This window comes from Zhongshania marina (genome assembly GCF_002915595.1).
GTDB lineage: Bacteria > Pseudomonadota > Gammaproteobacteria > Pseudomonadales > Spongiibacteraceae > Spongiibacter > Spongiibacter marinus_B.
The window spans coordinates 36,710-62,691 of the sequence record NZ_PQGG01000033.1; the positions used below are offsets into that span (position 1 = coordinate 36,710).

Annotated in this window: 23 protein-coding genes; 22 read left to right on the forward strand and 1 reads right to left on the reverse strand. The window is 45.9% G+C overall.

The features are described from left to right. Window positions 1-266 precede the first annotated feature (266 nt). From C0068_RS14765 to C0068_RS14815, 11 genes are all read left to right on the forward strand, one after another. Entirely contained in the window at window positions 267-1,034 is a 768-nt protein-coding gene (locus C0068_RS14765; RefSeq protein ID WP_103685254.1) for a hypothetical protein, read from the forward strand. A 240-nt stretch (window positions 1,035-1,274) separates the two neighbouring features. After that, window positions 1,275-1,529 (forward strand): hypothetical protein, encoded by a 255-nt coding sequence (locus C0068_RS14770; RefSeq protein WP_103685255.1) that lies wholly within the window; start codon window positions 1,275-1,277, stop codon window positions 1,527-1,529. 127 nt (window positions 1,530-1,656) lie between these two features. Then, entirely contained in the window at window positions 1,657-2,469 is an 813-nt protein-coding gene (locus tag C0068_RS14775) for an SDR family NAD(P)-dependent oxidoreductase (protein WP_103685256.1), read from the forward strand. 33 nt (window positions 2,470-2,502) lie between these two features. Next, window positions 2,503-3,822: a cytochrome P450 gene (locus tag C0068_RS14780; RefSeq protein ID WP_158250003.1), complete on the forward strand. Its 1,320-nt coding sequence runs from the start codon at window positions 2,503-2,505 to the stop codon at window positions 3,820-3,822. 41 nt (window positions 3,823-3,863) lie between these two features. Further along, a complete protein-coding gene (locus C0068_RS14785) occupies window positions 3,864-4,826 on the forward strand; it encodes an NAD-dependent epimerase/dehydratase family protein (protein ID WP_103685258.1) in 963 nt (320 codons plus the stop codon). A 402-nt stretch (window positions 4,827-5,228) separates the two neighbouring features. Continuing rightward, window positions 5,229-7,580: a TonB-dependent receptor gene (locus C0068_RS14790; RefSeq protein WP_158250004.1), complete on the forward strand. Its 2,352-nt coding sequence runs from the start codon at window positions 5,229-5,231 to the stop codon at window positions 7,578-7,580. 30 nt (window positions 7,581-7,610) lie between these two features. Further along, complete coding sequence (locus tag C0068_RS14795; RefSeq protein ID WP_103685260.1) at window positions 7,611-8,630, forward strand: DUF7064 domain-containing protein; 1,020 nt, start codon at window positions 7,611-7,613, stop codon at window positions 8,628-8,630. A gap of 41 nt (window positions 8,631-8,671) precedes the next feature. After that, window positions 8,672-9,796, forward strand: a complete 1,125-nt coding sequence (locus tag C0068_RS14800) for a phosphotransferase family protein (RefSeq protein WP_103685261.1) — start codon at window positions 8,672-8,674, stop codon at window positions 9,794-9,796. Window positions 9,797-9,808: 12 nt separating this feature from the next. Then, the gene (locus C0068_RS14805) at window positions 9,809-10,897 is read left to right on the forward strand and encodes a phosphotransferase (RefSeq protein WP_103685262.1); all 1,089 of its coding nucleotides are present in this window, start codon (window positions 9,809-9,811) and stop codon (window positions 10,895-10,897) included. 355 nt (window positions 10,898-11,252) lie between these two features. Then, window positions 11,253-12,608 (forward strand): aromatic ring-hydroxylating oxygenase subunit alpha, encoded by a 1,356-nt coding sequence (locus C0068_RS14810; protein ID WP_103685263.1) that lies wholly within the window; start codon window positions 11,253-11,255, stop codon window positions 12,606-12,608. A 1-nt stretch (window position 12,609) separates the two neighbouring features. Next, complete coding sequence (locus tag C0068_RS14815) at window positions 12,610-14,283, forward strand: FAD-binding protein (protein WP_103685264.1); 1,674 nt, start codon at window positions 12,610-12,612, stop codon at window positions 14,281-14,283. A 1-nt stretch (window position 14,284) separates the two neighbouring features. Here C0068_RS14815 and C0068_RS14820 read toward each other — a convergent pair whose 3' ends face one another. Next, window positions 14,285-14,923 (reverse strand): TetR/AcrR family transcriptional regulator, encoded by a 639-nt coding sequence (locus C0068_RS14820; RefSeq protein WP_103685265.1) that lies wholly within the window; start codon window positions 14,921-14,923, stop codon window positions 14,285-14,287. Between the two features lie 50 nt (window positions 14,924-14,973). Here C0068_RS14820 and C0068_RS14825 point away from each other — a divergent pair, with 50 nt between their 5' ends. The 11 genes from C0068_RS14825 to C0068_RS14875 all read left to right on the forward strand — a co-directional run bounded on the left by C0068_RS14825 (window position 14,974) and on the right by C0068_RS14875 (window position 25,969). Next, window positions 14,974-15,957, forward strand: a complete 984-nt coding sequence (locus C0068_RS14825; RefSeq protein ID WP_103685266.1) for a thiamine pyrophosphate-dependent dehydrogenase E1 component subunit alpha — start codon at window positions 14,974-14,976, stop codon at window positions 15,955-15,957. A gap of 8 nt (window positions 15,958-15,965) precedes the next feature. Further along, complete coding sequence (locus C0068_RS14830) at window positions 15,966-16,961, forward strand: alpha-ketoacid dehydrogenase subunit beta (RefSeq protein ID WP_199176194.1); 996 nt, start codon at window positions 15,966-15,968, stop codon at window positions 16,959-16,961. A 26-nt stretch (window positions 16,962-16,987) separates the two neighbouring features. Beyond that, complete coding sequence (locus C0068_RS14835) at window positions 16,988-17,218, forward strand: lipoyl domain-containing protein (protein ID WP_103685268.1); 231 nt, start codon at window positions 16,988-16,990, stop codon at window positions 17,216-17,218. Then, window positions 17,218-17,979 carry a 2-oxo acid dehydrogenase subunit E2 gene (locus C0068_RS14840; protein ID WP_103685269.1) on the forward strand — a complete coding sequence of 254 codons (762 nt, stop codon included), beginning with the start codon at window positions 17,218-17,220 and terminating at the stop codon, window positions 17,977-17,979. The genes C0068_RS14835 and C0068_RS14840 overlap by 1 nt, the downstream gene beginning before the upstream one ends. A gap of 8 nt (window positions 17,980-17,987) precedes the next feature. Next, window positions 17,988-19,448 carry an ANL family adenylate-forming protein gene (locus C0068_RS14845; RefSeq protein WP_103685270.1) on the forward strand — a complete coding sequence of 487 codons (1,461 nt, stop codon included), beginning with the start codon at window positions 17,988-17,990 and terminating at the stop codon, window positions 19,446-19,448. Between the two features lie 23 nt (window positions 19,449-19,471). Beyond that, window positions 19,472-20,683 carry an acyl-CoA dehydrogenase family protein gene (locus tag C0068_RS14850; protein ID WP_103685271.1) on the forward strand — a complete coding sequence of 404 codons (1,212 nt, stop codon included), beginning with the start codon at window positions 19,472-19,474 and terminating at the stop codon, window positions 20,681-20,683. Between the two features lie 22 nt (window positions 20,684-20,705). Next, complete coding sequence (locus C0068_RS14855) at window positions 20,706-21,833, forward strand: acyl-CoA dehydrogenase family protein (RefSeq protein WP_103685272.1); 1,128 nt, start codon at window positions 20,706-20,708, stop codon at window positions 21,831-21,833. A 22-nt stretch (window positions 21,834-21,855) separates the two neighbouring features. After that, window positions 21,856-23,055: an amidohydrolase family protein gene (locus C0068_RS14860; protein ID WP_199176195.1), complete on the forward strand. Its 1,200-nt coding sequence runs from the start codon at window positions 21,856-21,858 to the stop codon at window positions 23,053-23,055. Between the two features lie 99 nt (window positions 23,056-23,154). Then, window positions 23,155-23,937, forward strand: coding sequence for an SDR family NAD(P)-dependent oxidoreductase (locus C0068_RS14865; protein WP_123182059.1), 783 nt, complete (start codon window positions 23,155-23,157; stop codon window positions 23,935-23,937). 107 nt (window positions 23,938-24,044) lie between these two features. Continuing rightward, window positions 24,045-25,055, forward strand: coding sequence for an oxidoreductase (locus C0068_RS14870; protein WP_103685274.1), 1,011 nt, complete (start codon window positions 24,045-24,047; stop codon window positions 25,053-25,055). Window positions 25,056-25,093: 38 nt separating this feature from the next. Then, window positions 25,094-25,969 carry an IS982 family transposase gene (locus C0068_RS14875; protein ID WP_103682565.1) on the forward strand — a complete coding sequence of 292 codons (876 nt, stop codon included), beginning with the start codon at window positions 25,094-25,096 and terminating at the stop codon, window positions 25,967-25,969. The last annotated feature ends 13 nt before the right edge of the window (window positions 25,970-25,982 follow it).

Genomic DNA, 25,982 nt, shown 5'->3' on the forward strand with positions numbered 1-25,982 from the left:
GGGGTGTTAATTACCCTATGCCTAGGCAGTTAAATATCTCTTTGGCGCACTTAGTAATAAGTGCGCCTTTTTTGTATTTAGGAAAATGAATTTATTGCATTGCGGTGAGGATGGTATTTTCGTTGCGATATCGTGATTCGATGTATCGGCGGCGTATAGCGATAATTGACAATAAAGTGAGCGTTATTTAATTCTACGGTGTTGATAATATAGCTGACTAATAGTAAGTTATATGCTGAATGATACTTTAGAATAAGGATAAGAAGATGGGCGAGTTATGGCTTAACATTGGGCACGATGCAGATGGCGCAGTGGCGACTCCATGGATGCCGTGGATATTTGAAATCGGCTCAGTGGTGGTCTGGTTAATGATTGCGGTTTACTTTTACCGCGCCTACAAACAGGCAGGCAGCTTAAGTAGATATACGTTAATTTTTATTGGCGCGACTTCAATGTTTTGGTTGGAGTTTCCCGCTGATTGGGGGGCATTTTTGGTGTATTCGCCGAGTTTCGCCCTGTTTCCTCTTGAGCTGCCTTTTACGACGCCGAATAAGCCTTTGTTTATGCCTTTCGCCTACGGTTGGTACTTCCTGGCGATCTATTCGTTAATCTGGTTTTTGGTGGATAAATTGCGCGCTGCCAAGCCTGAGTGGAGTAGGCTGCTCGTGGTACTGCTCATTGCGGCGCCATTTTTCTATATATGGAACTTAATGGTTGAAGGTTTTTCAGCGGTCGTCGGTTGGTGGACTTACTACGAAGTCTTTGGTCCTGCGCTGCATTCAACGCGCGGGACGTATCCACTGATTTTTCCAGTAGTGCCCTTTGCAGTATACGGTGTTGTTGAAGCGCTGGTGCTTACTTGGAAGGACAAAAATGGTTTACACATGCTGGAGCATATTACCGGCGCTCATAAATCTGCTGTTGGTCGAGGTAAGGAGCTGCGCAGGGCGGTGGCATGGATCATCACAATGAATTGTATATTTGGCTTATTCTCGCTTTCGCTGGTTTGGTTTCGCATTAGTGTCACGTCGTGACCAGGGCGTTTTGTTGAATGGTTGATGCATTAACTTACTACCTGTCATTTATTGTTGACATAATAATTGTCTAGGTGATAGCGTGAGAAGATAGTACATCTGTATAAGGTTTGGCACGTTGTTGAGTAGTGCTTTTAGTGGCGGTGTGTCAAAACATCTTAATTGATGTGCAAATACTGAGTTCGGTGACGATATTGCACCGCTTATTTTTGATTTATTTCTACGGAGTGGAATTAAGGGATGAGAAGGGTGCTAATTGTTGCGATCGTTGCCCTGTATTCAATGGCATTGCTGTGTGCTTTTATGCCCGAGCTACTTGGGGAATGGACGACGTATTATATGTACTTTATTGCTGCGATATTGCTAGTGCACGTCGCGGAGCTAGGCTTATTCTTTAAATACGTAAAAAAATACCCAGGAAGCTTGGTGCTAAGTATTTTCCTGACGATAATTTTTGGATTTTTGCATTGGTTGCCATATAAAAATAAGGGTTAAAATTTAACCTAATTTGTACGTTTGTATAGTGTTAATGATGAGTGTTGCCTTTTAGATGATACATTTATTTGAATATCTGGTGATGCGGTTGAGATCACTGAAAAACTAAAATAATTGAGATGGAACTATGAAAGTTTTTGGCAAGGTGTTTGTAGTGACGGGGGCAGGTAACGGTATTGGTAGACTGCTCGCACTAGATCTTCTCGGGCGCGGAGCACATGTTGCTTTAGTCGACGTTAATGATGCGGCACTTGAGGCTACGTGTTTGCTGGCGCATGAATACAAAGAAAAAATATCTACCCATGTTGCTGACATAACAAATAGGGAGCAGGTGGCAGCTATTCCAGATGCGGTTGTCGCGCATCATGGCACGATAGATGGGGTTATCAATAATGCCGGTATTGTTCAACCATTTCTTTATCTTAGTGACCTTGAAAACGAAGCGATAGACCGTGTGGTTAACGTCAATTTCCTTGGCACGGTAAATGTGACAAGGGCGTTTCTACCACATTTACTTCTCAGGCCCCAAGCGTACATTGCTAATGTATCTAGCATGGGCGGTTTTGTGCCTGTTCCTGGTCAGACCATTTACGGCGCGGCTAAGGCAGCAGTGAAATTATTTACAGAAGGGCTGCGCTCTGAGCTAGCCGGTACGGCGGTGGGGGTTTCAGTTATATTTCCCGGCGCTATTGATACCGATATTGTAAAAAATTCAGGAGCAGGTGATACCCAGCCAATAACCCCAGAAGATGCATCTTTCAAAATGCTTCCTCCAAAAAAGGCTGCATCGATTATTGTTGATGGAATAGAAAAGGGAAAATATCGAATCATGGTAGGGAACGACGCATGGGCACTCGATGTGATTTCAAGATTAAGTCCTAAGCTTGCGGCAAGTATGGTTCTTAAAAAGCTAAAAGAGCTAACACCAAAATCTCGATAAAAAATAATAGTGTATAGGTGCAATATGGGCGTAATGAGTTCTGTAGAAAAAATTAAGAGCAACCGTTATATTCAAAATATAGAATCTTGGCGCTGGATGACTAGTCTTGTTCTCAAAGGTGCTGCACAGACTTTGGCAACTGTCGGTGGTGGAAGTAAGGCGTCTCGCCCATCCCATGTGCCAGAGCATTTAGAAGTAGATTTTAACTTTTCCGCTATCGATTGTAGCGAAACGGATATACATGCGGGGTGGCGAAAGTTATTTGATAAGCCGGATATATTTTGGACGCCTCAAAATGGCGGTCATTGGGTCGTTACCCGAGCTGAATATATTTCTACCGTAATGAAGACGCCAGAGATTTTTTCTAGCGATCAGATTATTCTGCCTAAAGGCGCTAACCCTATACGTTTGCTTCCGCTTGAGGCAAAACCGTCAGAGCACGGTCCGTACCGAGCGATTATTGCGAAGCGAGTTACACCAAAAGCCGTTACCGAAATGCGTGACGGGGTCCGAGCGCTCACAATAGAAATGATTGAAAGTTTTCGTGCAAAAGGTGAGTGTGAGTTTGTAGAGGATTTTGCTAAGCGGCTACCTATTGCGGTATTTTTACAGCTTGTTGACTTACCCCATGATGACCGAGAGAAATTATTGGAATGGACGGAGGTCGCTGTACGATCTAAAAGCTCATTGCAAATTATGACGGCCTTTTTGCATGTCATTAATTATCTCGAATATTGGATTCGTGAGCGTCGCGCTAAACCTGGCGATGATTTAATTAGCGATATTGTGAACGCTAAGATTGATGGTAAGCCGCTAAGTCACGATGAGATTCAAGGTATGTTAACAACCGTGTTGTTTGGTGGCCTTGATACCGTTGCTGCAATATTGGGATTTATGGCCAAGTTTCTTGCAGAAAATCCTGAGCATCGTCAACAGTTAATAGATAATCCCAAGCTTATCCCTAAAGCAATTGATGAAATGCTGCGCTTGCACGGTATTGTCAATCTCTCTAGAAGTATAGCTCAAGATACTGAGTTGGGCGGTGTCTTCATGAAGCGGGGCGATATGATTCAAGTTCCTAATAGTATGTTTGGCGTAGATGACAGGGCGATAGATGAGCCGCTTGTAGTTGACTTTATGCGACCAAATATTGCAGCTAGTCACGCCGCTTTTGGCTTGGGGATCCATCGCTGTGTTGGATCGACACTGGCGAGGATGGAGCTAACGATGTTTCTCGAGGAGTGGCTGACGCGCATTCCTGAGTTCTCTATAGCACCTGGAAAAAACGCGACAACTACAGCGGGGCAGGTGAACGGAATAGTGCAATTGCCGCTATGTTGGCCAGTATCATAGTTACCCTGGCTTTAAGGTTTAGCTAATAGGAAGAGTAATGTATGGATGTTGTTGTTTTTGGTGCAACAGGATATTTAGGGAGCCATGCTGTAGAGCAATTAATGATCGCGGGTCACAAGGTGAAATGCGTTGTTCGTCCGCAGAGCGATATCGACTTTTTAAAATCTATTTCAGCAGATATTCATGTTGTCGATTTTGAAAACAGCGACTTAGCTTCTGTAATAGAAAAAGGCTGCTGTGTACTTAATTGCACCGCTGATACTCGAATGCACCTAAGTGATCTGCAGCGTTCCAAGGTAGAAATTGATCTTACTTCGCATATATTTAATGTTGCCGCTGCTGCAGGCGCCAAGCGATTTATTCAACTAAGTACAGTCATGCTTTACGGGTTTGATCGGCCCGATCACGCAATAGATGAACAATATCCGCCAAACCCAAAATATAGCTATAGCAGAATTGCGGCGCGCAGGGAACGCGTTCTGCTAGATTTGGCCGAGGCGTCGCCTATGGAGCTGATAATATTAAGGCCGTCTAACACCCTAGGCAAAAGAGATACCTCCGCACTGCCTGCGATATTACCGCTATTGGAGAAAGGAGGTTTTCCCGTTATTGGTGGCGGCGAGTGGCGATATTCGAATGCTGATGCCCGTGATGTTGGCAGAGCATTTGCTCACCTAGTTGACTTAACTATTGTGGGATCTGAGATTTACTTGATGAAGGGCTATGACATTAGTTGGTTGGATTTAAAGGCGGCAATCGATAATATTTTGGGTCGTAAAAGTCGTGTATTCAATCTCCCGCGCGGATTAGCTTTAGTTCTTGGCGGTGTAATGGAGTTTGTCTTTCCTTTTGGTAGTTCCCCGCCACTCACTCGCTTTATGGCCGAAACATTGAGTTCAAATACCTTGTTTGACGACAGTAAGATCAGGTCTACAGGTTTTCTGCCAAAGTATGATTTGCACGAAACGTTGATTGATGCGCTGGGTGAAAAGTCTCTACACTAAATGACGTGGATTATAAGTTATTTTTATACAATAAATTTATACTACATTGCTTATATAAAGAATATTTATATCTAATTTTGTTCTACACGAGATCTGAGTGAATTTATTAACGTCTTCGTTACGCTATTCTCAATACTTTCCTTTCATGATTGTTTTCTAGGTGAATGGTTAAGGCTCCTATATTCTATACAAGCAGTAGCTTTGGTGACTGAATAAAACTTACACACCATCATTTATTCCTTGACATGGCGGTGAGTGGGTAGATACGATTACATTGAGTTGTACGGTTGTATAATTACCTGCTGTAGAGTTGATCAATAAAAACGCTTACATAGAGTAATTTATGCGTCCAGCTCGTCAACTATGAATAAGAATAAAATTATAGGTGGAGGGCATAATTGGGTGAGCACAGCTAATTTTCGCGCGTTAGTAAGAGTATGTTCGTTATCGCTAGCGGCTATGGCGGTATTGTTACATGGTGATGCCGCATTCTCTGCAGATGTAGTTGAAACCAAGCGCAAAAATCGCTTGCTAGAAGAGGTTGTGGTTACGGCTCAGAAGCGGGAAGAGAATGCGCAGGATGTACCGGTCTCTGTGCTAGCTTTGAGTGGTGATATGTTAGAGGCAATGGGTGTTGACGACCCAAGCGATTTGCAGGCAGTGACCCCTGGGTTGACTTATGGTTCTGCGACAGGTTTTGCCATTGTTTATTTGCGTGGTGTGGGCTCCGACGCCTTTTTGATGGCCGACCCGAGCGTTGCAACTTATATAGATGGTATTTACTACCCCTTCGCCAGTGGCTTGGCACAATCATTTGGTAAAGTTGAGCGCATAGAGGTACTTAAAGGCCCGCAGGGCACCTTGTTTGGGCGAAATACCACTGGTGGCGCAATCAGTATTACCACTGAAACACCAAGTTTTGATGAAATGCATGGATCGGTAAGTTATACCTACGGACATTACGAAGAAAATGGAGCCGATTTTCAAAAGGCAAGAGCAAATATCAATATCCCATTTACTAGCAACCTTGCTGCTACTTTGGCGGTATTTTCAGATACTGCAGAGCAGTATATGCGTTTCGATGAGGAATCCATTCAACAACATTCACCTGACGAAATTGCACAGGGGTATCGCTTTAAAATAAAGGCGAGTTTTGCTGAAAAGTTTGATCTTATGTTGGCGGCAGTGGGTGTTGAGCAAAGCGGATTTAATACAGCATTAGCGCCGAATACTGGCCCATCTGATCTTGCAGTATTGTTAGGGGCGGAGAAGCAAGATAGAGATTATTCGGTATCGGTAAATGCACCTATCAATTTTGATATTGATAGTGAAGTGTATTTTGCTGAGTTTAACGCTTATCTTGACGCTTTAGATATAAAGCTATTGGTCAGCGATCAGTATATAAATAATTTAGGAAAAACTGATTTCGATGGAAGCAATGCCCCCATTGCTTATTTTGGCGCACCAGTTTATTCGGATGTGAAGACGGCTGAATTGCAACTGCTCTCAAATGAAAATAGTTGGGGTGCGGGTTGGTTGCAGTGGGTTGCAGGTTTGTACTATATCGATAGTGTTGCAGGTGTATCGGCTGAGTTGGCATTGCTGGGTGGGGAGACGGGGCAGGCTGGGTTGTTTGGGTTAAGTGTGCCAGTAGATGACATTATCAGTTTGGTGCCAGGTCTTACAGAGATTTTGGGGCCAGTCCCGCTCGCTGGTGGGCTTAGTCTTCATTTGGAGGGGGAGCTGGCGACGGAGTCTAGCGCGGCATTTGCGCAAACCACATTCACGTTTAATGAGTGGTCGGAAATGTCTCTGGGGGCTAGATATCAGCAAGAAAGTCGCCACGTGTTGCAGTCTAGTTTTGGTTTGACTAATGGCGACGGCTCTTATACTACCGCCATAGATTGGGCAAGTGGTGGCGCAACACCAACGACGGCAGATTCGACGAATTTCTCACCGAAAATATCATTTAATTTTTATCCACTCGACGACACGATGGTCTATTTGTCTGCACAAAAAGCGTACAAAAGCGGGACGTTTAATACCTTTAATATCAACAGCGACATCGATTACGCAGGCCCTGAAGATGTCACCGCGTATGAGCTAGGTTTAAAGTACACGAGCTCTGGTGGAAATCTAAGAGTTAATACTGCGATATTTGAAACTACCGTTGACGATATTCAGGTTCAGGTAGTGTCGCTTTTGGCTGGGGGGACGGTGCGGCTAGAAAATGCAGGCTCGGCGCGTATTCGAGGAGCTGAGGTCGATGCAACCATCATGCTGTTTCCCGCTCTGGTTGATGATTTGATTTTAGCCTTCGGCGGTGCGTATTTGGACGGCGTTTACACAGATTATAAAGATGGCACAGGTTTTAACGAATCAACGGGCTTGTATGAAGAAGGGCAGGATTTTACTGGCAAACCCGTGGTGAGAACGCCTGAGTTCTCAGGAACAATCGCCTTAAGCAAGATGGTTAATACTGAGCTGGGGCCCTTGGAGTTGACGGTTGATGGGTATTATAACTCTGGCTATTCCTACTTGGCCCAGGGCGACCCATTTAAAGAAGCTGAATATTATCTGGTGAATGCGCGAATTAGTTATTTATTAGAGGATCTAGGTTTGAGGTTTACGCTGTCTGGAAAAAATCTCGCTGATACCATACATGCTTATTCGCAGTTTCCCAATGATTTCGGCAGATTAGAGGCCTTAGCGCCACCCAAGAGCTACAGCGTTTCGGTAGCTTGGGAAATGTAAATATAATCTCTAACTGTAGTGGATGATCGTATGAATAATAATTTTGATGCACTCGACTCCTCTCGAGAATTTGCGTTGCATGAGTCGGCTCCTCAGTACCGTTATGCAGAGAACTATATGCTTTCTGCATATGACGCAGTGGCAGATATTGGTTTGTGGCTGCATCTAGGTACTTGCCCCGATGACTTCGGTTTGTGGGAAGACCAAGTGTTAATTTCGCTGCCTGGCGATGGCGGGCTGCTATGGATGAGTTCCTACCATCGAACGCCACCGGAGCGCAGGCCTGCGAGCGGCTCATTGCGCTTTGAATGCATTGAGCCATTTAAGCGATGGCGGGTGACGTTCGACGGCGTTGCGGTGCACTCTTCTAATCAAGAAATGATGTCTGGCAGAGTTAGGGACGGCATTAAGAGACTGCTTAAATTCCAGTTTGATATTGCGTGTGTGGCACCAGTATGGGATACCCATGAAACTGCGATGGCTGCGCATGGTCGTGGCAGCATGCGAGATCAATCTTGGGCCAGTCAGCATTATCAGCAATTATTCAGCTGCCAAGGCGACATTACCGTTGCTGGCGTTCGCACAGAGTTTGATGGTCGAGGTGTGCGGGATCATTCCCGAGGGCAGCGGGGACATGCCATGGATCAGTATGGCGGTCACAATCTTTTTACTGCGCTGTTCCCGAGCGGACGAGCTTTTGGCTTGATGGCGATGTGGGCACCGAGCGGTGCTGTGAGTCTATCTGTTGGCTATGTCGTTGAACAAGGTAGGCTCTATCACGCCGATATCATAAGTCCCCCTATAAAAATTACTGAGGTTCGCCAAGGCGACGAGCAATTTGAAATTTGCTTGCGCTCCGAGCTGGGTGAGCACGTGATTGGCGGTGGGATTATCCGCTCTATATTTGCCACCGCCCTTGAAGATTGGGGTATGGCGTTTGGCGCTGATGCTGGAAATCAGCGCTTGATATTAGCACCGTCATTCGCGCGTTGGACGTGGAATGGCGAGGTCAGCTACGGTCTGGCGGAGCGATCAAATCGCTTCGCTTGAATTGGTAAATTGTTTAAAAAGTTCAAATGTAGGAGGCAGGTATGAGTGCCGAGAGAAGTCCTAATATTGGTGTGCCAACGCAATCTCAACAACGGGATTTAGATCAGGCTAAGCGAGTTGTTGAACAATGGCTTAGCTCTAAATTGCATTCTGAGTCTGGTGTGCGAGTTAATCGCGTAACAATGCCAGATGGTAGCGGTGTATCCAGCGAAACCTTGATGGTTGATGCGGTGGTCGCTGGTGTAGATCGGCGTTATGTGGTGAAGGTAGATACTCCCAACGGCCTGTATATGAACGCCAGTTTAAAATCGCAGTATGACGTGGCTAATGCTCTTCGTGCCGAGACGATACTTCCGGTTCCGGAATTGTACGGTTATGAAGCTGATGCCAGTCTGCTAGGTCAGCCGTTTTACGTTATGGAGTGTATAGCGGGCAAAGTGCCTGCAGATAATCCGCCATTTCATTTGAGCGGTTGGGTGGCTGATCAAACTGTAGAACAGCGGAAAGCGACGTGTAGCAGCGCACTAGACACCTTGGTGAATTTGCATAAAGTAGATGTAAATACGATAAATTTTTTAAATCGTCCGGCCCGTGGCTCCAGCGGTTTTGATCAGGAATTTAATTATTATTTGGAATATGGACGGTGGGCAATGCCGGAGGGTTTACCTGAGCTTATCGTTAAGTCAGAGCAATGGCTAAAGGCGAATTACCCAGACCATACACCCACGGGGTTTTCTTGGGGTGATGCGCGCATGGGCAATATGATGTTTAACGGACAAGATTGTGTAGCGGTATTTGATTGGGAAATGGCTTCTTTGGGTGGAGCTGAATTGGATTTGGCGTGGTGGGCTTGTATGGATCGAGCAACAACATTGAGCTTGGGTATTCCGCATTTAGAAGGGGTTATATCGCCGGCCGAGCTTATTGCTGGATGGGAGGATCGTATGGGTCGAAAAGCACAAAATATGAAGTTTTATTTAGTTTTTAACGCCTATCGTCTGGCGGTTATTGTGCTCAGATTGTCGCGTATGTTGCAGGCTGCCAAACGGTTGCCGCCAGAATCTGAGTGGATGCTGAACAATAATACCGGAATGCAATATCTGGCAACCATGCTGGATATCGAGCCGGCGGGGGAAATTACCCAGGCCTGGCCTGGATTGGACTAAGCGGAGATAAAAATGAGCACGTATTCCATACCCAAAAATATCAATGAAGTTACCCCAGAGTGGATGACTTGGGCTCTCGCCCAGCATTCAGTCGGGGTAAAAATCCACAACGTTGAAATAGTCAATGTGTTTGAGGGCACGTCCAGTCGTATTCGCGTACGAATTGAGCGCAATGAGGCGGCGATTGCGGCTGGGATTCCCGAGTATTTGTGTGTAAAGGCAAACTGGACTGAACACGCAGATTTTACGATGGTGGCGGGGTTGTGGGCGATAGAGGCCATGTTTTATCAGCGTATTAGGCCGCATATCGATATGTTGGCGCCAGTTGCGTATTACTCAGATTATGACTCTGTCAGTGGTCAAGGCATTATTTTAATGGAGGATCTTGTACAAAAAAATGTCACCTTCGGAAGTAATCTTAATACATTGTCTGTTGATCAGTTGATGCTAGCGTTGGAGGATTTTGCCGCCTTACATGCGCGCTGGTGGGGTAGCGAAGATTTAATGAAAATGGACTGGCTGCCCTTGGCCCAGGGCGAAGGTACCTTGGATGCTGAGTTTGTAAATTTTCAGGGCGGCGCAGAGGGTATGGCACGTTTGCTGGCGCCACCAGAGCGCGCGGCTACCTTGTCTGCTCAGGCGAACGACGCTGAGAAAATTGCAAAAGTGGTCGATGCGCTTGTGCAGCGAGAAGCGAGCTCAACGGCACCTCGATGTCTGATTCATGGCGATACCCATCTGGGTAACAGCTATTGGGTGAATGGTCGCATGGCTTGGTTGGACTGGCAGTTGGTGCGAAGAGGGCGTCCGATAAGAGAGGTCTTTTATGTTATTGGCTGTAGCTTAAGTGTAGAGGATAGGCGTAAACATGAACGAGATTTGCTAAAGCATTATCTCAGCGCTTTAAGCGCTCATGGTGTCGATCATGGCATGAGTTTCGACGATGCATGGCTGGAGTATCGCCACTGGCCAGTTTGGGGCTTTATCTGCTGGGCAGTTACTCAAGATGGCTGGCAGCCAAAGGAGGTTATTTTGGAAACCATGCGCAGATTTGGAGCTGCCATCGACGATCTAGAAACCTATTCACTGTTTGGCCTGTAGTCAAAGAAGGGCGTGTTGCAGTTTTGCTTGATAGGCCAAGTAGTTTCTGCAATTCGCTACTTATATGAATCAGCGCGTAGCCTTAAATAAAAAACTTACACATAGTTACTTATTGTTGACAAGCTATAACGTGGTGGATAGTATGAATTCCAATTGTACGACTGTATAGCTTGCCGTGCCTTGCGAAATATTCCTTTTAAGGATGTCTGGATTGGCCGGAGGTAAGCAGTGATTGTGGTAGGCGAGATTCTTAAAATTGACTTTTTACTAACTGACCTAACGAATAATTTTTAATAAATATCTGGTTCGGTGTTTTCTTTTATCGCTGAGCCAAAAAAGTCGAGAGGAATTTAAAATGAATATGACGATGAATAATAAAATCAACTCAAAAGTGAGTGATCAATTCACCATTGCTACCGATAGATATACTTCGAAAGACTTTGCAGAGAAAGAGCAGCAATTGCTTTGGAAAAGAGCGTGGCTATGGGCGTGCCGAGAAGAAGAACTGCCAAATGCCGGCGACGTAGTGACATTTGATATTGTTGGTCAGTCTGTGCTGCTAATACGCCAAAAGGATACGAGTGTTAAGGCTTTTCATAATGTTTGTCCGCATCGTGGCCGCCAGCTCCTTCAAGATAGCGCGCACCTTTCCCATGTGAGTTGCCCATTTCATTCGTGGCAATGGAATTTAGACGGCAGTATTAAGCGAGTCCTAGACAGAGAGGATTGGCAGGGTTGCGAGCACATGGAAGACGCCGATCTCAAACTGAAGGAGGTGCACCTTGGCTTTTGGGGTGGGTTTATATTTATTAATCTTGATGAAGACTGTCAGCCATTTGAAGATTTTATTAAGCCCGTTCCCGAGTTTTTGAATGTCCTTGGCTTCGAGAATATGCAGTATTGCTGGCATAAATCGCTGGTACTAAATTGCAATTGGAAAGTGGCGCAAGAGGCCTTTATGGAGAGCTACCATGTTATGGGGGTTCACCCGCAATTTCTGCCGTTCGTCGATGAAAGTAACTACAGCCAGTCGCAGGGAATTCATGGTCATCATATATACACGTGGGAGCGGCCACCTGGGTCGCCTTCTCGTCGCACCGGCCGTGATATGCCAGAGGATTATCGCTCAGCCATCATAAACTTCTTTAAAACCTTTGATCAGGTTGCAGATAAAACCAGAAATGGACAGCAATCTAAGCGCTCAATGGATGCAGGGATTAAAGCAATAGAGGGTTTGCCTGCAGGGCTGGATCACATGGAAATTATGATGGCAGCGGTGACCAGCATGTATGAGGCTGCTCAAGCCGAAGGTGCTTTTTTCCCCTTGGTTGATCCGGAAACAGCGGCAAAAATTGGTGTGGATTGGAATGTTTTTCCAAATATGAGTTTGGTGTTTGGCTATGACGGCACATTAGTGATGCGTGCTCGTCCGCATGATAGCGATCCCAATTATTGTACGTTGGATCTCTGTGCGATTATCGCTTGGGGTAAAGATAAGGCACCTAAAGTTGAAAAGGAGCGGTACGAGAACTGGCGAGTTAATTCCGATGATATTCCGATGTTGTTACTGCAAGACGTTAAAAATATGGAAGAAGTTCAGAAGGGTATGCACTCGGATGGTATCGATATACTTAGGCCCAACCCAGTGCAAGAGCAGCAAATAATACACTTTCACAGTGTGATTGACTCATATTTGAGTGCCGAAAAGTAGTATGAATAGTGCGCTTAAATTGCCGGTAAGCGAGTTTATTGATTCGGCTTCTTATGTTGTTAATGAACCGCTACTCGCCTCCGATGAGCCAGGATTTTGGAGTGAAGATACCGATGTTCTTGTGGTCGGGCTTGGTGCCGCAGGTGCCAGTGCGGCATTAGAAGCATGTGCTCAGGGTAAGCGAGTTACCGTGCTAGAGCGCTTTGACGGTGGTGGCGCTACAGCACTTAGCGGGGGCATTTACTACGGCGGTGCCACGGAACATTTACAAGCAGCGGGGTTCAACGATACTCCAGAACAAATGTATACCTATTTGCACAAGGAAATATCGGGTGCGGTAAGCGATGCCACATTACATGATTTTTGTGCACGCAGCGCTGAAAACCTGCGATGGCTGGAATCACACGGCGTGGAATTTGGTAGCAGAGTAGATACTAGTAAAAGATCGTATCCTCGCGCCGGTTACGACTTATATTACTCCGGTAATGAGCGTGCCAAAAGCAATGCCGCGGCTTCGACGCCGGCCCCGAGAGGGCACAGGGTGAGCGGCAAGGGTTTTACCGGATCAGTACTCGCTGAAAAATTAATAAAGAGTGCAACAGAGCGTGGCGTAGCTATTAGGCGTCAAGTGCGGGTGGCACGTTTAATTGTCGATACGAGCGGTGCGGTTGTTGGTGTTGAGGCTTTGCTTATACCGGCGGGAAGTAAAGCAGCTCGTAGCCATCAAAAGCTGATTGCCAAGATCAATCGCTACCAGCGATTTATACCAGCGCTGGCCTTCGGAACGTTACGGCGCATAGCCGAGTTAGAGGCCTCTGAAGGTGTTGTATGCCGCATCAGTGCGCAGTGCGGCGTTATTCTTGCTACTGGTAGTTTTGCGTTTAACAGAGCGATGGTGAATCAATATGCAGCAAATTATATTGATGCCATTCCCATTGGCACGGTCGGCTGTGACGGTAGTGGTATACGCCTTGGGCAAAGTGTCGGCGGTATTGTGTCGCACATGGATAAAGTCTCCGCATGGCGTTCGCTATCGCCACCACTAAGCTTTGTAAGCGGGATTGTTGTAAACAAGGCGGGAAAGAGATTTGTAGCAGAAGATGTGTATTTAGGGCACCTAGGTAGATTGTTGGTAGAGCAAGAGAATGACTGCGCGTGGCTTATCGTCGATAAATCTGCGATCAAAAATGCCTACCGCGAGGCAATGCCGAAATTAAATGACAATTGGCTGAGTTTTGGTGCGCCCTTACTGTTGAATTTGCTCGTTAACTTAAAGAAGTCTGCGACTTTAAGTGGTTTGGCCCAAAAGTGCGATATTGACGAGGTCGGTCTTGGTAATACCGTAGCGACCTACAATGAGATTGTGACTAATGGTGTCGATCCGTTTGAAAAATCGAGTGCGTATTTGCAAAAGCTTGGAGCTGGACCGTATTACGCCTTGAGCTTATCCACAAAAAATAAGTTGTTCCCCTGTCCATCTATTCCTATGGGGGGGTTAAAAGTTGACGAGCAATCGGGTGGCGTTTTACAAAATGGTGGTGAGCCTATTGCGGGTTTGTACGCCGTTGGGCGTTGTGCTGTAGGCATTCCCGCCGGATTTTACATCAGCGGCACATCAATTGCGGATTGTATTTATTCCGGTAGACGGGCCGCCAAGCACGCATGTGGTGGATGATTTAATCGGTAAGTGTTAATAGACCATTGGCGATAAAACGAATTTTTTGCTCGGTGTGTGTAGGGTCGTTGTTGGGGTCGCATACGTTATTTGAAAGGTGGGATATTGAATAAACTTCAACAGCAGATTGGCCGACAACGGTATGCATAAAATACACAGCCAAATTTGCATTTTTTTTGCTCAGACCACAGCTTTCAAAGGCAGAGACATAACTTTCAAAAACGGTCTGGTAAGCTTCTCGCAGGCCTTTGATTAATTCGGGCTTGTCAGTAAGGCTGTCGCAGTGAACAAGAAGTTTTAAATAATTTCGCCATTTATGTTTTTTTGAATTCAAAACATCAAAGGCGGTGACATAGGCTGATACAACGGAGTAAATAGACGGAGCGCTTTGCGAGTCCTGCATGTTTTTGTTTAGCGAGGCCAACATAATGCGGTTCATTGTTTTTGTTCTGCGCTGTATTGCAAAACGAAATAAATCGTCTTTAGAACCAAAGTGATAACGAATAAGATTCAGAGAAATACCACAGCCACCAGAGATGTCTCGTAGCGAGACTCCGTAATAGCCTCGGTTGGCAAATAATTTCTCAGCTTCGTTAATAATATTTTTCTGAGTGTCTGATAGTTCCGACTCTATGGGCATAGAAAGTATCGAGTTCCAAGTAAATAAATGAAAAAAAGAGGCATTATATCATGGCAAATCAAGATATTCCGAATCAAGAAATACTACTTGATATGTATAAGAAAAGTGCGCTTGCAAAAATAAATGACGAGAATGCCCGCCGCGTGATCATGAATGGCAGCTTGCCGATGATCTATTACTCGCCTCGCGGGCAAGAAATCATTCCCGCGGCGATATCAGTTAATCTCAATAATAGCGATTCAATATGCACTATCTATCGTGGCATGCACGATATGGTTTGCAAAGGTATCCCCCTAGAAAAATTATGGGGGGAATATGCCGGCAAATCTACAGGAACCTGCAAGGGCAAAGGCGGCCCCATGCATATTACCCATCCGGAAACGGGTTGTATGTTAACCACTGGGATTGTTGGTTCTAGTCTTCCCATAGCCAATGGCTTGGCGCTGTCCTATCAAATTAAGAATGAAAAGAAAGTGTGTGTCGCATATTTTGGTGACGCAGCCTCGAATATTGGCGCCTTTCATGAAGCATTAAATATGGCCTCTATTTGGAAGCTTCCAGTAGTGTTTGTGTGCCAAAACAACCGCTATGGTGAGCATACTAAATTTGAAAAGGCGACCTCGGTGACGAGAATTTCAGACCGCGCTGCTGCTTACGGTATGCCAGGTATTCATGTTGATGGCAACGATCCAGTTGCAATGTATAACGCCGCTAAAACCGCAATTGATAGAGCCCGGAATGGTGAGGGACCTACCCTAATTGAGGCAATGACTTTTCGGTTTTACGGTCATGTCTTCGGTGATCAAGATGGCTATATGGACAAGGAGGAGAAGGCTAAGGCTATGGCAGAAGACCCGCTTCCCAAGTTTAGAGCATGGCTTATCGAACAGGGTTATGCCTCAGAGCAAGTGTTGATGGAACTAGAAGTCGCATTCGACAAACAAGTAAAAGAGGCGATTGCGAGCGCGCTATCGGCACCATGGCCGGAACTGGATGAGTTAAATATTGACGTGCTCGCGGCAGCCCAACACTGAGGAAATGAATGATGGAATCGTTAAATAATCAAATTACCACCGTAGAAGCGATCAACTCGGCGCTGGCAGACGCCATGACTATTGAAGATGGCATCATTTTACTGGGGGAGGATGTCGCTGATCCAGAAGAGGGTGGCGTCGCGGGTGTCACCCGAGGCTTGTCGACTCGCTTTGGTGATAGCCGAGTGCGCTCTACCCCGATATCAGAGCAAGCCATTGTGGGAGCGGGCATTGGCGCCGCAATGGCTGGTATGCGACCAGTTGTGGAAATAATGATGATGAATTTTGCGACGGTCGCGATGGATATGATTGTCAATCATGCCGCCAAACTGAGATTCATGTCGGGCGGGCAAACTCAAGTGCCTTTGACAATAAGAATGGCAACAGGCGCGGGATTGTCTACCGCCGGTCAGCACGCAGACTATTTAGAGGCGTGGTTTGCTCACACCGCTGGTATAAAGGTAGTCACATACTCAAGTCCAGCCGAGGCCTATGGTTTATTACAGTCATGTATCTTTGATAACGATCCGTGCATATTTATTGAGAACTTTATCGCCTACGCGCAAAAAGGTACTGCGCCGGAGAAAAATTCAAGAATACCTTTAGGTAAGGCAAACATTGTCAGAGCGGGTAAGCATGTGACGGTGGTTAGTTATGGGCCGCAAGTGGGGATAGCATTGGCAGTAGCAGAAAAGCTTAGCGCAGAAGGTGTCGAGCTGGAGGTCGTTGATCTGCGTACCATCAGTCCCTGGGATAAGGCGACGGTACTGGAGTCAGTTAAGCGCACTGGGCGTTTAGTCATAAATCATGAGGCAGTTAAAGCCTTTGGTGTTGGCGCAGAAATCGCAGCGGTAGTGCAGCAGGAACTTTGGGGAGATCTCCTTGCACCGGTTAGACGGGTGGGGGCGCCATCGTGCCCGGTACCTTATTCAAGACCCTTAGAGCTGGCCTTTATGACTAGCGAAGCGGATCTTGAGAACGAAATTAGACTGGCTCTTAAGTAAGTATAGACGGTTTCAAGGAGAATAATATGGCGATGAAAATCCTTATGCCAAAAATTGGCTTTTCTATGAGCGAAGGAAAACTAGCGCAGTGGCTTGTTGACGATGGTGAGAGTGTTGCAGAGGGGGATTTATTGTTTGCCCTCGAAAGCGATAAATCGGTTCAGGATATTCCTTCACCTGGCGCTGGTGTTTTAAAAATAATTGCGCCAGCAGACGAGGTCTATGAAGTTGGTGCCGTGCTCGGAGAGCTGGTTTGATGAATGAACATTTTGCTGAATTGCCGCCACTCCCCAGTATCGATTACACGCAATATGGAGAGGTATCGCTTAGGGCTTTGCCGGCAAATCAACTTATTGGCGGAAAGTTTTTAAGCAGAAATGCCTTACTTATTCCTCATGTTTGTCATCACGACAGTGTTGATATTTCTACACTAGATGAAAAAAGAAAGGAGTGGAATAACGCATTTCCAGAACAGAAAGTCACAATGTTGCCGCTGCTTATAAAGGCTTTGGTAGCTACATTAAAGCTGTATCCAATATTTAACTCGTCTCTGGACGACTCTGGAAAAAATGTCATTTTAAAGCACTATTACAATATTGGTATCGCCATTGATACAGAGAAGGGGCTAGTGGTTGGTGTTGTAAAGCAGTGTGATTCAAAGAGCATTAGCGATATTTCTGAGGAGATTTCGAGGTTGTCAATTAAAGCTCGCAGTCGCGGGTTAGCAATGGAGGAAATGTCTGGTGGCGGCATTACCCTAAGCTCGCTGGGTGATCTGGGCGGTACTGGTTTTACACCAATTATAAATGCGCCAGAAGTTGCGATTATTGGTGTGTCACGGGCGGAGTATAAGCAAAGTTTTTCTGCAGATAAGCAGGCAAGTATCAGGTATATGTTGCCACTATCCCTCAGTTATGACCATCGTGTTATCAACGGTGCAGATGCAGGAAGGTTTCTTGCCGAGTTTCAGCGTCAGTTAAATGCAGAGTCTTTATTTGCGCAAATCACGAAGAGCTAGAGAATTGTATGAGTGATGTTAAAGATAAGTTAACGACTTTGCTGAGGGCCGACAATACAGCGCCTCTGCTTAGCTACAACGGGCAGGATTGGTGCTGGTCAGAATTTGCAGCTATTGTCGACGAGCTTGATGAATTCCTCTCTCAGCACAATGTTGATAGTGACGTAAGTATTGGTCTTGTCGCCCGTAATAGGCCCCAGCAGGCTGCAGTCATTTTGGGTATGATCGCTCGGAATAGAGCGGTAACAATGGTTCATGCATATCAATCCGCCGTTGCCATGGCCAAGGATATACAGGAATTAAATTTAGGGGTGGTGATTGGAGACCAACAGGATTGGAGCGATGATATCACCGCGGTGGTGAAAAATAGCCACGCACTTGGCATCGTCCTGCCGATGAATCGAGAAGATTCTTGTCGCGCAATAGGCGTGTACAAAAAAAACTTTGCCCATCGTCGCGCTGCTGGAAACTCCGGATTTGAAGTATTAAGTAGCGGTACTACAGGGGCGCCCAAACGTACCACTATGCCATTCTCAGTTATCCAGCGTGCTATAGATAGTATTTTAGCCGTTGGCCCTGAGGTGGCGAAATCTCCTGATATTGTGAGTTGGCCTTTTGGCACCATCGGCGGCTTATGCCAGTTGGTCACAGGGAGCGCATTGCAGCGCCCCATTGCTCTTTTAGAAAAATTTAAGCTGGACGATTGGTTGGCGGCAGTTGAGCAATATCAGCCAAAAATATTATTTGTTCAGCCCACAATATTAAGAACACTGCTTGACGCTGATGTGCCAAAAGAAAAATTGAGTAGCATTCAAGTGGTGTCGGGTGGGGCAGGGCCGCTGGAGCCAGAATTACAAACCAGTTTTGAACAGCGCTATGGCATCCCATTATTGTGGGCCTACGGCGCAACGGAGTTCTGCGGCACTATTATTAGTTGGACATTCCAGCTGCGTAAAGACTTTGGACTCACGAAATTGGGTAGTGCCGGTAAACCCATTGCGGGTGTACAAGTTCGCATAATCGATGTAGACGGCGACACCGTGTTACCAGCAGGAGAGACTGGTTGGCTAGAAGCGCAAGTAGATAGCTTGGGCGAAGCGTGGATAAGAACCACGGATCTCGCCCTATTAGATGAGGATGGCTTTGTATTCATAAAGGGTCGGGGGGATGGCGCAATTATTCGTGGCGGATTTAAAATTTTGCCAGAGCAGATTGTTGAATCATTGCGTGAACACCCAGCCGTACTAGACGCTGCGGTGGTCGGCATTGAGGACGAAAAATTAGGGCAAATTCCGGCCGCAGCCGTCGAGTTGGCTAAAGGGTTTGAATTAACAGTTGTAGAGCTTGAAAAGCATGCGAGAGACCGCTTGTTGTCTTATCAAATACCGGCGAAATGGACGATTGTTGATAGCCTGCCGCGTACGCCGACCTTAAAAGTTATATTGTCAGATGTTAAAAAATTATTTTAAGGACGTTTTATTTCGAGGGTGTCATGGACTTAACTAGCGATCAATCCATCGTAGAGTTTCGGCAAGAGGTGCGTCAGTTTATTGCTGATAATCTTCCAGTCGAGGTGGCTCAGCGCGGCTTACGTGCCTACCATGAAGAAAAAGCAGACGTAATTTTATGGATGCAAATTCTTGAGAAACAAGGCTGGTCAGCAATCAACTGGCCGGTAGAGTACGGCGGCACTGGCTGGGGGACGGCAAAACAGTTGGTTTTTGAAGAGGAATGTATGCGCGCCGGAGCGCCGCAAAAGCCTATTGTTGGTCTGTCACTGGTGGCACCGGTTATTTATACCTATGGCTCGTCAGAACAAAAGCAGATGCATTTGCCGAAAATAAAGAATGCTGAAAGCTGGTGGGGGCAATGTTTCTCTGAGCCGAATGCTGGATCGGATTTAGCGTCGCTTAAAACTAGCGCTGAGTTTGACGGCAGCAATTATATTATTAATGGCCATAAGATTTGGACAACACTAGGCCAGTTTGCTGATTGGCTTTTTTTGCTAGCGGTCACCGATAAGACGGTAAAGCCGCAGACGGGGATCTCATTTTTTCTTGTCAAAGCAGATTCACCTGGCATTACTATGCGGCCAATTTACTCTATTGAAAAAGGCCACACCTTAAATGAGTTTTTCTTTGAGGATGTTGTGGTTCCCGCCAGTGGCTTAGTTGGTGAGCTTGGGAAGGGCTGGAGCTACGCAAAATTCCTTCTTGAGAACGAGCGTTCATGGAGCGCCGAAATTCCAAGAAATAAGGCGCTGCTGAAACGCTTAATTGAAGTTGCATCACAGTCTATTGATGGCCAGCCTCCGCTGCTAGATAGTTATTCCTTTAAGGAAAAAATTTGCGATCTCAGTGCACGCTTGAATGCCCTTGAATATATGACCTTAAGGGCCATGAGTGAGCATGAGGCGAGTGCCGGGGAGAGTATATCGGCTTGGGAGGCAGGATCAATTTTACATGTTAAAGGTTCAGAGATGCAGCAGGAAATTGGTGCGTTGACATTAGAGGCGCTAGGCAGCTACGGCGCGGTATATTTTCCTAAATATACGACAAAACCAGAGGGAGGCTATCCTCAGGGGCCTGAGTTAGCTCACGGTGTGGCGGCGGATTATTTGTATAGACGTGCAACTACCATATACGGTGGGAGTAATGAAATTCAAAGAAATATTATCGCGAATGCCATGTTGGGAAAATTTTGACGTACTAGCGTGGAGATAGTGAATGAATTTTTTATTAAATGAAGAGCAAACCTTATTGCGCGATAGCGTACGTCGCTATGTAAAAAAAGAATACAGCTTTGCAAATCGACTTAATTACGCCGCTAGTGGTGAAGTCAATCGGCAGGCGTTGGAATACATGGTTAGCCAAGGGTGGATGGCCGCGGGCTTAGACGAAAATAGCGGTGGATTCGGTGGCGGTATTCTCGAAAGTTGCCTGATCGCTGAAGAGCTTGGTCGGGCAATGCCGCTAGAACCGTATTGGGCTTTGGCTATGGCGCCAACCGCCCTTCTATCGTCATTGAGTACACCCTCTGCCTCTACGTTATTGAAGAATATACTTGATGGAAACGTCGTGGCATCGCCGCTCATAAGAGGTTCAGTTGGGAAAAATGAATCGATATCTGCGAAAAAAATTAGCGCAACAGATATGTTGATCACTGGCGCTGGCGGTGATGTTTATGGTCTGAATGCACTATCTCATATCTTGGTAGTAGCCAATATTATCGATGGGAACTCCATTGAGCGCGGTTTGTTTCTAGTTCCTATTAACGCAGCGGGACTAAATTTAAATTCCCTTACATTGCTCGATGAGTCGCTGTCGGCAAAACTTGCGTTGAGTGAGGTGCTGGTGTCGTCAGACAGTTTGATCGCCACAGGGGATGAGGTGCTTGCAGCAACACAATACGCTGAGCACGTTGCGGTGCTTGGTTTGTGTTCATCGGCCATAGGTATGATGGCCGCAGTGATAGATAACACTGTTGAGTATTTAAAAGTGCGTAAGCAGTTTAATACCGCAATCGGTAAGTTTCAGAGTCTACAGCATAGAATTGCCGATATGAAAATTGCGATAGAGGAATCTAGGGCGATTATACATCGTGCCATTGCTAAGACTAAGTGTGGTGATGTCGGCAGTGTCACTGCCGTGTCAGAGGCGAAGTATCTTGTCAGTAAAAATAGTGCATTCGTTGCTGCGCAGGGGGTGCAATTGCATGGCGCTATTGGCCTGACCGAGGAGTTCGTGATCGGTCATTACTTTAGGGCATTGACGGTGTGTTCCCATATTTTAGGAACCCCCTATGAGCACTTAAGAAATCTGGCAAGTAATAATGATTATTTCACTATAGATTAAGAGAGAGCAGGAGATTGTAGTAATGAGTACGATAAACACAAATATTGATTTTCCCGTGTATGATGCCGACAGTCATCTTTACGAGCCTGAGGATGCGTTTCTTAGGCATCTACCGAAAAAATTTGCCAAAGAGTTTCAATTTATTGATATTAATGGCCGCAAGAAGTTAGCGATTTCAGGTGTGATTACCGACTATATTCCTAATCCCGATTTTGCTGTAGTTGCGTCGCCTGGTGCGCATGAAAAGTGGTATCGCGGTCAGAATACAGAGGGTTTATCAATGCGCGAGTTAAGCGGTAAGCCTCTTTCACCACCGGAGCAGTGGCGTACAGGGCGCGGTAAATTGCGCGAGTTAGATGAGCAGGGTGTCCATGCATCTATGGTTTTTCCAACTTTGGCATCGGTTGTAGAGGCTAGACTAGGGCACAAGCCAGAGGCAATTGCGAGCTTGTTTTCATCATTGAACAGTTGGATAGAAGATGAGTGGGGTTTTTCAAGAAGTGACCGTTTGTACCCAGTCGCCATGATTAATCTGTCAGATGTAACGCTTGCGGTTAAAGAATTGGAAGTCGCGTTGGAGCGTGGGGCGAGAGTGGTGGGTATCCGTCCCGCGCCTGTACCTGGAATACTGGGAGGCCGTTCGCCAGGAGACCGCGAGTTTGACCCATTCTGGGCACGGGTAAATGAAGCTGGCATTTTTGTGTGCTTACATGCTTCAGATTCTGGTTACGACGATTTGAGCCGGCGCTGGGAAGGCGGTGGGAAAGAGTGGATACCTTTTGAGCCTACTACGTTTAAAGCGTGTTTAGACCCATTGGGACGCGCAATTAGCGATAGCTTGTCGGCCTTAATTTGTCATGGCGTATTTGAACGTTTTCCAAATGTGCGGGTTGCATCGGTGGAGAATGGTGCTCATTGGGTGCGTACGCTATTACATCGTTTAGAGATGGTTTATGGGCAAATGCCAGGCTATTTCGCCAAGCATCCGGTAGAGCAATTTCATAAACACGTCTATGTAGTACCTTTCTATGAAGACAATATGAGCGAACTGGCATCGCTGTTACCAGTGGAGCGTATTTTGTTCGGCAGTGATTTTCCACATCCTGAAGGATTGCAGCATCCCCTCGATTATTACAAGGAATTTTCTAAACTCGATTCGGCAGCGGTCGAAAAAATAATGTCGTCAAATTTACGAGGCTTATTGGCAGGAGCGCGTGATTAAGCCATTACTCATTTAGGCTTGGCGCTGATACAGGCGGCGTCAAGCATTTTGATTAGTATGTTTGTGTTACTTCCGCGTAGTAAGTTGGGAAATATATATATGTTAGAGAATCAGGATAGACAGTTCCCTGCGTCGGGAGCAGCGCTAGTTATTGGTGGAACCGGCGGTTTAGGGCGCGCTATTGTTAACAAATTAATCGCGAATGGCTCTGCCGTTGCATTTACCTATCATAGCAATACATCTGCCGCTGACTCCTTGCTAGCAGAGAATATGAATAGTAGCGTCGCTATTTCTGCTTATAAAATGGATTTAATGGACAGCGCCGCCATTAGTCAGGTCATTGAAAAGGTGGCTGAAGCTAGTGGCGGTATTCATACGCTTGTTTATTCTGCAGGTGCGCCTCTTTATCTTCGTTATATCGGAGCTATTGAATCGGATAGGATGAATTTTCATTTGCAAAGCGATGTTATGGGATTTTTTAATCTTGTACAAAGTAGCTTGCCTTATATTCGTGAATTGCAAGGTTCATACGTTGCTTGTTGTAGCTGTGGTCTTGAAAAGTGGCCAATAAAAGATGCGTTGTCGGTAGTCCCAAAAGCGGGTATTGCGGCATTGGCAAAAGGGCTCGCAAGGGAGGAGGGGCGCTACGGTGTCAGGGCGAACGTCATTGGCACCGGTGTGATTGATGCCGGTATTACCCAGGCCGGCCTGGAATCTGGAGATGTACCTCAAAATTTTGTTTCTGGTGCCATACAAACCACGCCACTAGGTAGGCTGGGTGAAGCCGATGATATTGCTGAAGCCGTTTTATTTCTCGCTTCAAAGCGGGCTAAATTTATTACAGGCCAGGTCCTGAATGTAGATGGTGGATGGACAGTTTAGCGATTATTTTACATGTGACGGTATTGGGTACGACGTTTTCAGTTGCAGAAAGCCTAGTGTCGCAATAATTATTTCTATAGCGGTACGATTGAAATATTGAGGTGGGCATGAGTAAATTAAGTAGTATTTTTCAGCCTTTTTCTCTTGGCGAGCTTGAGATCCCGAATCGTATTGTTATGGCGCCGATGACTCGTGGTTTTAGTCCAAGTGGTGTGCCGAGTGATGGCGTTGCGGATTATTATCGCCGTAGAGCCGAACATAATGTTGGATTGATTATTACTGAAGGGGTTGGTATTGATCATCCTGCCGCTATTGGTGATTCGGGTTTGGGTGATAGTAATCAACCAGTACTGCATGGCGAAGAAGCATTAAATGCCTGGCGGAATATTGTGAAGGAGGTGCATGCAGTAGGCGGCCTAATAGCGCCGCAGCTTTGGCATCAAGGCCCGTTACGAGTAAATGGAACTGGCTTGTATCCTGAGGCCATCTCTTGCAGGCCCTCTGGAATTTGGGGGCCTACAGGTGGTTCAACGCCATTTGGGGCGGGGTTAATGGAGCAAGTGTCGGCGCCAACGAGGCCAATGAGTGAGGAGGATATTGCGGATACGATTTCCGCATTTGAACGAAGTGCCGCAAATGCGAAGCATATTGGTTTCGATGCAATTGCAATTCACGGCGCTCATAGTTATTTAATTGATGCGTTTATTTGGGAAGGTACAAATAAGCGCAGTGATCGCTGGGGCGGGAGCCTTCAAAATCGCCTTCGTTATGGAGTTGAGGTGATCAAGGCTATTCGCGCAGTCTCAGGTAATTTACCTATAATTTATCGTTTTTCGCAGTGGAAGCAGTCAGATTTTGACGCAAAAATTGCTGCATCACCAGCGGAGTTGGAGGAAATTTTAGGCACGTTTGCCGATGCCGGGATTGATATGTTTGATGCCAGTACCCGCCGTTACGAAACGCCTGCGTTTCCTGATTTTGACACTTCATTGAGTCTAGCAGGTTGGGCGAAAAAGCTGAGCGGAAAGCCATCTATAGCCGTTGGTGGAATAGGTTTAAATAAAGATATTTATACCCGTAGTGCATTTAGGAAGGAGGTAAGTTACTCACCCTCATAAAGAGGTTATCATTAGTTTACGAGAAAAATGGTAACGAGATGAGTAACTTACACAGCGTTTATAGCAAAATTCTGTCTCTTTTGCACGAAATTGAGCCAGCCGATAATTTTTTGAATCAAATCAGAACACCTAAGCTAAGCGATAAGGAGCTACTCGCGCTCAGTCTTGCAGCTGAAACACTGGGCATTGATTCAGAACACTTTTTGTTCAAACAGCTGCCTGCGTGCATCAATGGGAAAATTGAGCGCTCCGTTTATAACAGAAGAGCGCGAAGGTTGAGTTTTAAATTAGAAGAAATCAGAAGCGCTATTGTCACGCGATTAGATGTTGATAACGATATAAATATTGTCGATAGCATGCCATTGGAAGTGTGTAAAATGAGTCGATCTAATCGCAGTAAAATTTGCCAAGAATTTGAATCTAGCTCGCCAGATTTTGGTTTTTGTGCAGCACAAAATATGCGCTACTTTGGCTATAAGTTACACGCGGTTTGCTCACCGAGTGGCGTGTTAAAAATGTACGATATATCAAAGGCTTCGGTTCATGACATCCATTACCTAAACGATATTGAAGGCCAGTTAAACAATTGTGTTTTGATTGGCGATAAAGGGTATTTGAGCAGAGTTTGGCAAACAGATTTATTTTCATCAAGTTGTATCAATTTGCAAACACCGATGCGAAAGAACCAGAAAGAGTTTAGAGACTTTCCGGCTAAATATCGTAAAGCCAGAAAGCGGATCGAAACATTGTTTTCACAACTTTGTGACCAGTTCATGATACGGCGGAATTATGCAAAATCGTTCAAGGGTATTTCGCGCAGAATTGTGACAAAGATAGCGTCCCTCACATTAATTCAATGGTTCAACCAACGTGAAGGGAATAAATTAAACAACCTGAAAGTGGTCATTTCCTAAATGCACCACGGGT